Here is a 12045-nt window from a genome sequence, read left to right on the forward strand (position 1 = left end):
ACCGTCCGCTACGGCACCAGACTAACGGCGCAGGGCTTTCGGTTTCCCGGCCTCTACAGGCTGAGTGGAATCAAGGTGCCCCCACACGATCAGCCGATGGCTGTGACCCCACTCGGGCTCGCAGGTCGTGAGCGTCAGATAGCGGCCCGGTTCGGTGTATCCGGACTTGGGCGGCACCGGGTCGATGACGGCCACATCGCTGGGCAGCGTCTTGTACGGCTCGGTGTCGATGACGTACGTGAACCAGGTCGTCCCGTCCGTGAGCACCACGTCGTCGCCGGGCCGCAGCTTCGGGAAGTCCTTGAACGGGTCTCCGTACGTACGCCGGTGGCCGGCCACCGCGAAGTTCCCCTTCTGCCCGAGCTGCGCGGTCCCCGAGTAGTGGGCGAGCCCCTTCTTCAGGGTGCCGACGTCGGTGTCCTCCAGGACCGGCTTGTTCCACGTGAAACCAAGGCGTGGGATGTACATCACGGCGAACGGCTTGCCGTCCTGGTACGCGGCGGGCTTCGGCGGCGAGGTAGCGGTCGGCCCGTCCGACGGCGCGGCACTGGCCACCGGTCTCTTCGCCCACTGTCTCTGGAGGTCGTCGATCTGGTGGTCCATCGCGCTGTCGGCCTTCACACCGGTCCAGAACAGCACGTACGCGACGAACAGCACGATCACGGCGCCCACCGTGATGCACAACTCGCTGAACGTCCGGACGACGACTCGCACCGACACTGGTCCCCCAGGGGCAGCTACTTCACGGCTGTTCCACGCCTATTCCACGGGCTTCGCGTAGTGGAGATCCACTGTGCCCGAGTAGCCGGGAAGAGTCACCGCCCCGTCGTCCTCGACTTTCCAGCCGAGCCCGTAGGCGTTGACGTAGAGCATGTACGTCTGGATCTCGGGCGAGGCGGCGACGGCGGCCTTCAGCTTCTCCGGGTCACCGACGGCCGTGATCTTGTACGGGGGCGAGTAGACGCGGCCCTGAAGGATCAGGGTGTTGCCGACGCAGCGCACCGCGGACGTGCCGATCAGGCGCTGGTCCATGACCTTGATGCCCTTGGCGCCGCCGTGCCACAGGGCGTTCACCACGGCCTGGAGGTCCTGCTGGTGGATGACGAGGTCGTCGGGCTGCGGGTCGGGGTAGCCGGGGAGCCGGACGGTGGCGTCAGAGGGGGCGTCGTCGAGGGTGACGGAGACCGCCTCGCCGGTCAGCTTCTTGGTGCCGGACGCCTTCTGGAGGCGGTCCAGCTTCTCGTCCTCCGCCTTGGTCGAGCCGTCGTCGCGCCGCGCGAGCCGCTCGACGTCGCCGCGGGTGCCGCTGTTGGCCGCTTCCAGTTCCTGGTTCTTGTGGCTGCGCTCCTGAATGAGGTCGGAGAGCTTCAGGAGAGAGGCATCCGTGCGGATATTGGTGCCCTTGGCCGTATTGAAACTGGTGAAGAAGATCAGCCCGGCAAGGGCGAAAACTCCCACGGTGAGCACCCGCACGGGCCGGAAACGGCCGCGGGCACCTCCCTGGTCAGGGCGGTTTCGGGGGTCGGCAGAATTGCTCAACGTACCCTTATCTCCTTCAACGCCGTGGAAGCACTACGCTAACGGACGGCCGGGGGAGCGCTCATAGTCCTTTGAAGTTCCGCTTGTACGCTGCCCGGAGCCAGCCCACGTTCCCTGCGCGGCCACGCAGCGCATCGACAGGAGAGACCCTCGTGCCGAAGTCACGTATCCGCAAGAAGGCCGACTACACGCCGCCGCCGGCGTCGAAGCAGGCAGCCAACATCAAGCTGACCAACCGCGGTTGGGTGGCTCCCGTGATGCTCGCCCTGTTCCTGATCGGGCTGGCCTGGATCGTCGTCTTCTACGTGTCGGACACCCAGCTGCCCATCGAGGCGTTCGGCAACTGGAACATCGTGGTGGGCTTCGGCTTCATCGCAGCCGGGTTCGGCGTCTCCACCCAGTGGAAATAGCGCACACTCCGGCCCGAGCGCCAGCTCTGCCCCAAGCTATCCACTGAGTTATCCACAACACTTGTCCACAGTGGGGATAACTCTACGATCTGTGGATAACCCTCAGACTGTTGACGCTGGTGTGACTAATCAAGCACCCGTCGAGCACACGTTCGCCCCTTGCCTCTCCCGGGGAAATCCCAGGTCAGAGGCGAGGGGCGAGGTCGTTTACGGACCGTCGTGCCCACTGCCCGATCCACTGTGGACAACTGGCACCAACAACGGTGGATAACTGCGCTCAGGTGAGCTGAGCCGTTCTGACAACGACGGTGACGATCACGGCGAGCAGCACCACCGCGCAGGTCCCGTACTGGATGAGCGAACGGTGCTCCCGCGGGGCGTGCACCATCGCGTAACCGACGGCCAGACCGGCGACGAGACCACCGATGTGGGCCTGCCAGGCGATGTTGAACGCCGGGTTGAACGTGAAGATCAGGTTGATCACGAGCAGCGCGATGACAGGGCGCAGGTCGTAGTTGAGGCGCCGCATCAGGACCCCCGTCGCGCCGAAGAGACCGAAGATCGCTCCGGAGGCGCCGAGCGTTGCCTGGTTCGGCGCGGTGAGCAGATAGGTCAGGGCGCTACCGGCGAGGCCGGACACGAAGTAAAGGGCGATGTACCTCGCCCTGCCGAGCGCTGCCTCCAGCGGGCCTCCGATCCACCAGAGGCTGAGCATGTTGAAGGCGAGGTGGACATAGCCGACGTGCAGGAACATCGAGGTCACCAGCCGGTACCACTGGCCCTCGGCGACGCCCTCCCAAGCACCGTAGTCCGACGTCGGCGCGCGGCCGAACAGCTCGAAGCGTTCGTCGAAGGAGTCACCAACCGCCAGCTGGAACACGAACGCGAGCAGACAAAGCCCGATCAGCACCTTGGTGACCAGCCGCGGGTCGCTCGCGATCGTGCCGCCCGCGATGGTGCGTGGCTGACTGGCACTGGCCGCGTGCCCCGTGCCCGAGCCGCTGCGCACACACTCCGGGCACTGGAACCCGACCGAGGCGCTGACCATGCACTCCGGACAGATGGGCCGCTCACAACGGGTGCAGCGGATGCCGGTCGGCCGGTCCGGATGCCGGTAGCAGCCGGGCAGGCCCTGCGCGTCCTGCGGTTCCTGCGGGCTGCCGGGCGCCTGTTCCATGTCGGTCGTCCCCTAGGTGAGAGCGGTGATGAGGCGCCGCGCGACAACGCACCGCCCCGCCCATCCTTACGGACGAGCGGGGCGCATTGGTTCCCTGATGCGCTACCGGCGCGTGCTCTAACGCGTCTCGACGGTCACCGACTCGATGACGACGTCGTTGACCGGGCGGTCGGTGCGCGGGTTGGTGGGCGCCTTGGCGATGGTGTCCACGATCTTCTGGCTGGCCTCGTCGACGACCTCGCCGAAGATGGTGTGCTTGCGGGTCAGCCAGGCGGTCGGCGAGACGGTGATGAAGAACTGCGAGCCGTTGGTCCCCGGGCCGGCGTTGGCCATCGCCAGCAGGTACGGCTTGGTGAAGGCCAGGTCGGGGTGGAACTCGTCGTCGAACTGATAGCCGGGGCCGCCCGTGCCGTTCCCCAGCGGGTCGCCGCCCTGGATCATGAAGCCGCTGATCACACGGTGGAAGACGGTGCCGTCGTACAGCGGGTCCGTGGACTTCTCGCCGGACTCCGGGTTGGTCCACTCCCGCTCGCCCTTGGCGAGCTCGACGAAGTTCTTGACCGTCTTGGGCGCGTGGTTCGGCAGAAGCCTGACCTCGATGTCGCCCTGATTCGTCCTGAGGGTGGCATACAGCTGCTCGGCCACGATCCGCCTTCCGTCGTCTCCTGTGCTCGCCCGATCCTCGCACGGAGCAGGTACGGGGGTTTCAGCCACCGGAATCCGGTCTACTCGATACAGAGCAGGAGCGCACCGCCACGATCCGTGGCATTGTCGTCGCCAAGCCCTATTTACCGGTCTTACCCGCCCTTACCGTTCTTACCGTTCTTTCCGCTTCGTACTGATCCTTACTGATCGGTACCGATCCTTATCAAGCCTTACCGCCGTAGGGCACTTCCAGCAGGCATGATCAGCAAAAGGGTGGAAAGGTGAAATACCTATACGCCACCGAGGAGGAGGATCACGTGACCCGCATCGACAGCGTGCGCGCCGCGACCGGCTCGGCGAAGGACAGCGTGCTGCACGCCGCGGAAGTGGTGGCGCCCTACGCGGGGACGGCCAAGGACAAGGCCGCGCAGTACGCGCACGACGCCCGTGTCGTGCTCGCTCCCAAGGTCTCGCAGGCCGCGCAGCAAGCCCGCGTCCAGTACGACGCCCATCTCGCGCCGCGCCTGGAGCAGGCCCGCACCCATGTGCCGCCGAAGGTCGATCACGCCGCGCACGAGGCAGCGGTCCGCACCCGCTCGGCTGCCCGGCAGGCCGCCGACTACTCCAAGCCGCGCCTGGAGCACGCCGTGGCCGCGGCCGGCCCGGTCCGCGACGAGGCGACGGCCCGCAGCGTCGCGGCATTCGCCGCGCTGCGCGGGCAGGTCTCCCCTGAGCAGATCAGGAAGCTGACCCGCAAGCAGGAGCGCCGGGCCCGTGCCGGACGTCTCGCCAAGGGCCTGGCCGTGCTGGGCATCCTGGCCGGTGGGGCGTTCGTCGCCTGGAAGTGGTGGGACAAGCAGGCCAACCCGGACTGGCTCGTCGAGCCGCCGGCCGCCACCGAGGTGCCCGACGCCGCCCCGCTGACCTCGGTCGACCCCAGCGGCCAGGACATCCTCGACCCCGAGGTCCAGGCCAAGCAGGCCGAGGCCGAGACGGGCCCGGACGACAAGCACTGACTCCGGGACACCGCCACGTCCGACGAAAGAACCCCCTTGACCTGTGGAAACACGGTCAAGGGGGTTCTTCGCTGTGGAGCCTAGGGGAGTCGAACCCCTGACATCTGCCATGCAAAGACAGCGCTCTACCAACTGAGCTAAGGCCCCGAAAACGACGCGTCGCACCGGATGAATCACGCTCCGGGCGAGCACCGCAGACCAGAGTACCGGGTCACCCCCGGGATCCCGCAAAAGGATTGGGGGTCCCGGCGGACGACCACTCTCCGTAAGATGCCCCACGTGCTTCGCGGCAGCGAAGCACCGTACTTGGGGAAGCGATGGGGAGACGCAATGGACGCCGCACAGCAGGAAGCTACCGCAAGAGCCCGGGAGCTCCAGCGCAGCTGGTACGGGGAGCCGCTGGGGGCGCTCTTCCGTCGGCTGATCGAGGACCTCGGTCTCAACCAGGCCCGTCTGGCGGGAGTGCTCGGCCTGTCCGCGCCCATGCTGTCCCAGCTGATGAGCGGTCAGCGCGCGAAGATCGGAAACCCCGCGGTGGTGCAGCGCGTGCAGCAGTTGCAGGAACTGTCCGGGCAGGTCGCCGACGGCAGCGTCAGCGCGGCCGAGGCCACCGAGCGCATGGACGAGATCAAGAAGTCGCAGGGCGGCTCGGTCCTCACCAACACCGGCCAGACCTCCTCCGGTTCGGGCGCTCCGACGGTCAAGCGCGTGGTGCGTGAGATCCAGTCGCTGCTGCGCTCCGTCTCCGCCGCCGGCGACATCATCGACGCCGCCGACTCCCTCGCGGCGACCCACCCGGAACTGGCAGAGTTCCTCCGGGTGTACGGCGCGGGACGCACCTCGGACGCGGTCGCCCACTACCAGGCGCACCAGAGCTGATCCGCCGAGGTCACCGCACGGCAGCCGGTGCCGTGACCACCGACATCGACGGTGGTCGCGCACCGCGCCGGGGGATCTCGCGCGACGTCCGATGGAGCCCTGCGCAGCGTGGGCCCGGGAGGGGAGCGACGCACGACCATGGGTGAGGTCTTCGCCGGCCGGTACGAACTGGCCGACCCCATCGGCCGCGGGGGAGTGGGCGCCGTGTGGCGCGCCTGGGACCACCGGCGCCACCGCTATGTGGCGGCCAAGGTCCTGCAGCAGAGCGACGCCCACACGCTGCTGCGCTTCGTGCGCGAGCAGGCCCTGCGCATCGATCATCCGCACGTCCTCGCCCCGGCGAGCTGGGCCGCGGACGACGACAAGGTCCTGTTCACCATGGACCTGGTCTCGGGCGGCTCGCTCGCCCACCTGATCGGCGACTACGGGCCACTGCCCCCGCAGTTCGTCTGTCTCCTGCTCGACCAGTTGCTGGCCGGGCTCGCCGCCGTGCACGGAGAAGGCGTGGTGCACCGCGACATCAAGCCGGCCAACATCCTGCTCGAAGCCACCGGCACGGGCCTGCCGCATCTGCGTCTTTCGGACTTCGGCATCGCGATGCGCAAGGGCGAGCCGCGGCTGACGGAGGCCAACTATGTGGTGGGCACGCCCGGTTACATCGCCCCCGAGCAGGCCCTGGGAGCCGAGCCGGACTTTCCCGCCGACCTGTTCGCCGCCGGTCTGGTCGCGCTCTATCTCCTCGAGGGCGCCAAGCCGGACAGCAAGGCCCTGATCGAACACTTCGCCGAGCACGGCACTCCTGGGCCCCCTCAGGGCGTGCCAGGGCCGCTGTGGGGTGTCCTCGCCGGGCTGCTGCAGCCGGATCCCGAGGCGCGCTTCCGCACCGCGACCGGGGCCCGCAAGGCGCTGCTCGTCGCCGCCGAGCTCCTGCCGGAGCCGGGCCCCGACGACGAACTGATCGAGGTCTTCGACCAACTCGGCCCCCTGCCCCCGGGGTTCAGCCCCGAGGGGCCGGCCACCCGCGGCCGCAGGGCCCGCCCGCTGCACGCCCCCACGGCTCCCTCGCCCGCGCCCGCTTCCTCGCACACCCAGTCGACGGTGGTGCCCGAACGGCCCCTGACCCCGCCCGCGCCCGCGCCCGCCCCCACGCCCGCCCCCGCGCCCGAGAAGCCGCTCACGCCACCGCCGCCACCGGTGCCGCCGGTCACTCCCACTCCCGGGCCGATACCCGCGGCCCTCTCTCCCGTCCCCATACCGGCGCCCACGCCGACCTTCGCGCCGGAGCCCGAGCGACCCCAGCTCCCCGAGCCCGCTCAGAACTCCCAGCATCCCGAGACCTCGCAGAACCCCCAGACCTCTCAGAACCCCCAGAACCCCGAACCACCGGCTCCACAAGCTCCCCTCCCCTCCATGTCGGAGACGGGCAGCTTCCATCTCCCGCCGCCGGCGCCACCCGAGGAGCAGACTCCGCAGCCGTCCTCGGTGCCTCCGATGCCGCCGGTCCAGCCCGTCACGCCGCCGCCCGCTCCGGTCCCCGAACCCCAGCGCCCGGCACCCGCTCCTCGGACGAAGTCCGCGGCCCCCGCCGTCACGTCCCCCCACGGCCTCTCCCTCTCCCCTCGATCCGCACACACGGTGACGACCGTGACCCCACCCGATCAGGTTCGTCACTCTCTGTACGCATCGGAGAACGCGGAAGTTCCCCGGCGGCGCCCCGGGCCACCCCCACGGGTGACGATCCCGGTCGTGCTCATCGCGCTGATCTGCTTCGGCGTGGGGATCTGGGCGCTGACCCAGGCCTGAGACGGGCCCGCCCCGCCTCGGCCACTCCCCTCAGTTCCGCACCCGCACCCGCCGCACCGCGACCACCCGCCACACCGCGAGCCACAGCAGCAACGCTGTGCCTGTCCCGATCCCGGCGACGCCGATGACCGTCATCACCGCGCTCCCCGGCGACGTAGAAGAGGAGGAGGCAGACCCGGCCCCGGAGGACGAGCCCGCATCGGCGGAACCCGCGCCGGAAGAACCGTCCGATTCACCGCGCCCGCCCTTCTCATCGGCGGACCCGCCCGAAGCGCCACCCTGCGCGACCTCCAGGTCCTCCCACACCGCCCCGCCCGCACCGTTCTCCGCGGCTTTCCGGTCGGCTTCGGTGATCTGGAAGTCCCCCGCCTCCCGTACATAGTCGGGCGGCTGGACAGCGCTCCCGCCGACGGTCACCCGCAGCGTCACCAGCGGCGCCTTGTCCCCGAGCTTCTGAGCCACCGCCGGATTCACGGTGACCTCGAGGTAGTACCAGCCCGCGAACCGCATCGCCGCCCGGTCCTCGTGCGACTGGTACCGGTTCTCGTAGGCCACGGGTGGCAGCGGATCGAGCGTCACCGAGGCCGGATCATCCTCGTACGCGGCGTCCTTCGCCGTGACGGGGGCCCGCGCTGGGTTGTACAGCCGCACGTCGAACGCGGAGCTCACGCCGCCCTCGTGCGCGGAGCGCTCCGCGGAGGAACTCAGCTCGGCGTCGACGGACAGTTGCTGCCCCCAGTCCACGGGGACGCGGAAGAAATGGCTCTGCCCGGGTCCGACCCGGTCCTTCCAGGCCCCTTCCGACAGGGCCCGCGCGTCGTTGAAGCCGGTGCCGCCGGTGCGCTGCGTGCCGGCCCCCGACGGAGGCCGTACCGTCGCCGACGGCGAGGTCCGCGGGTCTTCACTGGTCGCCGGGGTGACCAGACCGGGCTCGGTGGCCACCTTCAGTTCGAGACCCCAGGTCCCGCCCGTCGAGTCGGACTCCGCCACCCGCTCCACGGCCACGTCGTAGATTCCCGCCGACTGACACCGCAGGCCGCCCGTCTTCACGAGCCGCTCGACGACGGCCGCGACGGGCCGCGGATACGCGCCGGAACGGAAGGTCGCGCGCTGGGAGTCGCACTCGTTCCCGCCTTGGTCCTGAAGGGTCACGGTGACACCGTCCGAGGACGCCGCCTTCACTCCCGAGCCGAGCGGAGGAACCGCGACCACGGAGACATAGGCGTTGGCAGCGCCGTCGAGAGCCACGCGGTAGTGGGCGGTGGCGCTCGCCCCCGCTCCGAGCGAACTCTGGTACGTCTCACCGGTCGTGAGCCTGGGCGCGCCCGTTCCGCCCTGCGTTCCCCGTACGTTCTGCGCGCCCTCGGCGAAGACGTACGGGTCGCTCGCCCCGGTGCCGACCGCTCCGGCCGACGCAGCGATCCCGCACAGACCCACCCCGGCGACGACCGTCAGCCAGGCCCGGCCACGCCGCCCCGCCCACAGCCGCCTCATGACTCCCCTCATGAACAGCCATCCTGCCGCCCCGGGGCGCGCGCTGTCCGCCGCGCGCCGTAAATCCCGCCACTCACTCCGCCGACGCAAGAGGCTTCATCGCAGATGTGAACGCGGCGCCGAGGGCCGAGCACGATTCACAGCGCCCCGCACCCGGACAGCATGGAGCCCCGGCCGCTACTGCGACCGGGGCTCCATGACGAGACTGTTGTCGATACTCACGAACCCGTGGGCACGGAGTCGGTCGCCTCCGTCCACAGATCCTGCTCGGCGCGATCCGCCTGGATCTGGCGGTACACGAGGAGCCCGCCGATGGCGGCCAGTGCGACCAGGAGAAGCTTCTTCACCGCGCGACCTCGTCTTTCATTGACGTAGGGGACCTCTGGCGCCCGACTATACACACCGACCGATACCGATCGGTGACCTGGATCCCGCCTCAACTCCCGTCCGCGTCACAGCAGTCGAATCGGAGCAACCGGCTCCAGGGATCGACGCTGTCTCATTCCCGGACTGTGAGATTCGCTGCTTTTCAGCAGTCATGGACGTTCTTGCCCCTGCTTGGGGCCATCCGAGTGGTGTTCATCTGAAGATCGACGCGCCGCGAGGGTCGGTCCCGCCGTCGAGGCCCTGCGTACACATCATTGGGAAAGTACGCAAATCGCCCAACCTGAAAGTGAGGGGCCATGACCAAGAACAAGGTCATGACGCTGTGGACCATCGTCATCTCTGCCTTCATCGCGCTCTTCTCGGCGCTCGGTCTCGTCTCCCCGGCCGCCGCGGCAGCTCCCGTCCAGCAGACGGAGGAGGCGCACCGGACCATCGAGGCCGACGTCCCCGACGCCACGACGTCGTATCCCTTCTGGGCCTTCAAGAGGTCCCTGCCCCCGACGATGAAGCAGCGCATCCGCGCCGAGGCCCACGGTTCCTCCCCCAGCTGCCGCCACCGCCCGCCGGCCGACTCCGAGCAGTCCGACAGCGACACGGACCTGGCGAACGAAGCACTCGCGGGGCAGCTGTAGCCCGTACGCGCCCTGAGAGAGCAGCGGAAGCAGGCGCGCGAGCGCGGCACACGCTGCGGCAAGAACAGCACGCCCGAAAAACAGCGCAGCACAAGCAGCACCGAACATTTGCAGTACGCGGTGAGCACAGCAGCAAGCGGACGGAACCAGCAGGACGAACCACCTGCGGCAGCCCGTACGCACGGTAGGTAGTACCAGTGGCACGTAAGCCGCACGACGGGTGGTAGCAGCGGCAGGTAGGCCGCACACCGGTCAGCACCAGCAGCACGTGGCTCGCACGACGGCCACAACAGGCAGTACGCGCACGGGACGACGACGCGGCACCGCGCACAGCGGCACGCCCACGCCACCCGCCGAGAACCACCGGCCCGCTCCTGGGTCTCCCGCACGCCCCCGCACCACCACATAGGACAAGCACCACCAGGCCCCAGCCAGCACATCCGGCTGAGAGGGCCCTTTCGGCATGTCCTCTTCCGGGTGGGGCAGAGCAGCCCGGCCCTGGTGCGGGCAGCGGGTCAGGAGCGGTTGAGACCCCACGTCTGCAGGGCGAAGGGCCGCCCCTTCTCGTCACCCGTGATCAGCGGCACGTCGAGCAGTTCGAAGCCTGCCTTGGTGGCCACGGCGACACTGGCGGCGTTCTCGGCCTCCAACTCCAGGATCACCTGCTCCGCGTCCAGTTCCTCGAAGGCGTACGCGGCCATCACCCGCACCGCCCGCACCGCCAGCCCCCGGCCGCGGTGCGCCGGGCCGATCGCGTAGCCGAGCTCCGTGCCCTCGGAGGCACGCCGCAGCATCACCTCGCCGAGCGGTGCGCCGCCGTCGACGGTGATGGCGAGCAGGATCGTCGTACCGTCCGCCCGCAGTTGCCGGTCCCGGTCCAGCCGCGCGCGGGCGGCGTCCGCGTCGAAGGGGGAGGCCATCGGTGTCCAGTACGCGATGTCGGGGTGGTCGAACAGCTCCGGCATCACGGCCAGGTCCGCCTCCGTCCAGTCGCGAAGGACGAGTCCCTCCCCCGAGAGCTCGATCCGCTCGGGAAAGGACGACATGGTGCTGCTCATGATGGGGAGCCCCTCTGGCCTGTTCAGGGCGAGGCAGGCCGCTCTCAGCCCGGCCGCAGATGTCAAAGACCCCCAGCCGATTCTGGCTGGGGGTCTTTCGCATGTGGGGCTAACAGGATTTGAACCTGTGGCCTCATCCTTATCAGGGATGCGCTCTAACCAACTGAGCTATAGCCCCGCCGCGCTCTGCGGTGTGTGTCCCGCGCGCTGACTCCTGAAGATTAGCGCACTGGAGGGCCAGTCCCAAAATCGATAGTCCTGGCCCGCCCACCAGCAGGTCTTCAGACCTCCACGAGGCTCACTCGTCCTCGGCGAGCGTGAGCTCGACGCCGCCGACGAAGCCCGCGGAGAGGTTGTAGATGAACGCGCCGAGCGTCGCGAGAGCCGTCGCCAGGACGACGTCGATGACCGCGATGACCGTCGTGAACATCAGCACGCGCGGGAGCGACAGGAACGACTGGAGGTCGAAGCCGTTGCCCTCGTTCGAGCCCGTGGCCTCGGAGATCGTGCCGCCGACCGTGGAGAAGACGCCCATGGCGTCCATGACCATCCACAGCACGGCGGCCGCGATGATGGTGCAGATGCCGAGCGCGATGGACAGCAGGAAGCTGACCTTCATCACCGACCACGGGTCGGCCTTGGCCACGCGCAGGCGGGCCTTACGGGTGCGCGGTGTGGTGCGCGCCCCCGTACGCGGCCTGCGCACCGCTCCGCCCGCCGGTGCGTTCTGGTACGCCTGCGGCGGGTGATACGGCCCGGCCGGCTGCTGCGGCTGCTGCCGCTCGCCGGGCAGGGCCCCGCCGCCACCGGCGGCGTACTGCTGGGTCTGCGGACCTCGGGTGTCCGTCACAGTTCCCCCCTGGGATCCATGAGACTCGTGCGCGTTCGCCGAGCCGCTCGAGTCCTTGACGTCGCGAGCGGAGCCACGGCCGCTCTCCGATTCCGTACCGGTGGATGTCCCGGTAGAGCCTGCGCCCGTGGCTCCGCTCACGATGACTCTCTCCT

General features: G+C 69.1%; 13 protein-coding genes and 2 tRNA genes. 5 read left to right on the plus strand and 10 right to left on the minus strand.

The genetic code is table 11. The annotated features are described in order from the left end of the window. Positions 1 to 21: 21 nt before the first annotated feature. Together K377_RS10945 and K377_RS10950 are read right to left on the minus strand one after the other, a co-directional pair. Complete coding sequence (locus tag K377_RS10945) at positions 22 to 714, minus strand: class E sortase (RefSeq protein ID WP_111663223.1); 693 nt, start codon at positions 712 to 714, stop codon at positions 22 to 24. 45 nt (positions 715 to 759) lie between these two features. Beyond that, positions 760 to 1539, minus strand: a complete 780-nt coding sequence (locus tag K377_RS10950; RefSeq protein WP_111663029.1) for a DUF881 domain-containing protein — start codon at positions 1537 to 1539, stop codon at positions 760 to 762. 152 nt (positions 1540 to 1691) lie between these two features. On the opposite strand from K377_RS10950, the gene crgA reads away from it, so the two are divergent. Then, the gene (crgA, locus tag K377_RS10955) at positions 1692 to 1949 is read left to right on the plus strand and encodes a cell division protein CrgA (RefSeq protein ID WP_111663030.1); all 258 of its coding nucleotides are present in this window, start codon (positions 1692 to 1694) and stop codon (positions 1947 to 1949) included. A 277-nt stretch (positions 1950 to 2226) separates the two neighbouring features. Here crgA and K377_RS10960 read toward each other — a convergent pair whose 3' ends face one another. Next, on the minus strand, positions 2227 to 3126 hold the full coding sequence (locus K377_RS10960; RefSeq protein ID WP_111663031.1) for a rhomboid family intramembrane serine protease: 900 nt from the start codon (positions 3124 to 3126) through the stop codon (positions 2227 to 2229). A gap of 117 nt (positions 3127 to 3243) precedes the next feature. Continuing rightward, positions 3244 to 3771: a peptidylprolyl isomerase gene (locus K377_RS10965; RefSeq protein ID WP_111663032.1), complete on the minus strand. Its 528-nt coding sequence runs from the start codon at positions 3769 to 3771 to the stop codon at positions 3244 to 3246. 317 nt (positions 3772 to 4088) lie between these two features. Here K377_RS10965 and K377_RS10970 point away from each other — a divergent pair, with 317 nt between their 5' ends. Continuing rightward, positions 4089 to 4787, plus strand: coding sequence for a DUF5324 family protein (locus K377_RS10970; RefSeq protein ID WP_111663033.1), 699 nt, complete (start codon positions 4089 to 4091; stop codon positions 4785 to 4787). 74 nt (positions 4788 to 4861) lie between these two features. On the opposite strand, the gene K377_RS10975 is transcribed toward K377_RS10970, so the two are convergent. Next, positions 4862 to 4934: transfer RNA gene (locus K377_RS10975), tRNA-Ala, on the minus strand. A gap of 183 nt (positions 4935 to 5117) precedes the next feature. Here K377_RS10975 and K377_RS10980 point away from each other — a divergent pair. Together K377_RS10980 and K377_RS10985 are read left to right on the plus strand one after the other, a co-directional pair. Further along, entirely contained in the window at positions 5118 to 5666 is a 549-nt protein-coding gene (locus tag K377_RS10980; RefSeq protein WP_111663034.1) for a DNA-binding protein, read from the plus strand. A 138-nt stretch (positions 5667 to 5804) separates the two neighbouring features. Then, on the plus strand, positions 5805 to 7469 hold the full coding sequence (locus K377_RS10985) for a serine/threonine-protein kinase (protein WP_111663035.1): 1665 nt from the start codon (positions 5805 to 5807) through the stop codon (positions 7467 to 7469). Between the two features lie 30 nt (positions 7470 to 7499). Here the strand turns inward: K377_RS10985 and K377_RS10990 are convergent, their stop codons facing one another. Together K377_RS10990 and K377_RS42030 are read right to left on the minus strand one after the other, a co-directional pair. Beyond that, positions 7500 to 8963 carry a hypothetical protein gene (locus K377_RS10990; protein ID WP_111663036.1) on the minus strand — a complete coding sequence of 488 codons (1464 nt, stop codon included), beginning with the start codon at positions 8961 to 8963 and terminating at the stop codon, positions 7500 to 7502. A gap of 218 nt (positions 8964 to 9181) precedes the next feature. Then, positions 9182 to 9310, minus strand: coding sequence for a DLW-39 family protein (locus K377_RS42030; protein ID WP_003999697.1), 129 nt, complete (start codon positions 9308 to 9310; stop codon positions 9182 to 9184). Between the two features lie 336 nt (positions 9311 to 9646). Here K377_RS42030 and K377_RS11000 point away from each other — a divergent pair, with 336 nt between their 5' ends. Further along, on the plus strand, positions 9647 to 9982 hold the full coding sequence (locus K377_RS11000; RefSeq protein ID WP_111663038.1) for a DUF6344 domain-containing protein: 336 nt from the start codon (positions 9647 to 9649) through the stop codon (positions 9980 to 9982). A gap of 515 nt (positions 9983 to 10497) precedes the next feature. Here the strand turns inward: K377_RS11000 and K377_RS11005 are convergent. The 3 genes from K377_RS11005 to K377_RS11015 all read right to left on the minus strand — a co-directional run bounded on the left by K377_RS11005 (position 10498) and on the right by K377_RS11015 (position 12031). After that, positions 10498 to 11040, minus strand: a complete 543-nt coding sequence (locus K377_RS11005; RefSeq protein WP_111663039.1) for a GNAT family N-acetyltransferase — start codon at positions 11038 to 11040, stop codon at positions 10498 to 10500. Between the two features lie 104 nt (positions 11041 to 11144). Next, positions 11145 to 11218 (minus strand) — tRNA-Ile (locus tag K377_RS11010). A gap of 120 nt (positions 11219 to 11338) precedes the next feature. Next, the gene (locus K377_RS11015) at positions 11339 to 12031 is read right to left on the minus strand and encodes a DUF3566 domain-containing protein (protein ID WP_111663040.1); all 693 of its coding nucleotides are present in this window, start codon (positions 12029 to 12031) and stop codon (positions 11339 to 11341) included. Positions 12032 to 12045 lie beyond the last annotated feature (14 nt).

Origin of the sequence: Streptomyces sp. PsTaAH-137, from assembly GCF_003259365.1 — a bacterium.
Classification (GTDB): Bacteria; Actinomycetota; Actinomycetes; order Streptomycetales; family Streptomycetaceae; genus Streptomyces.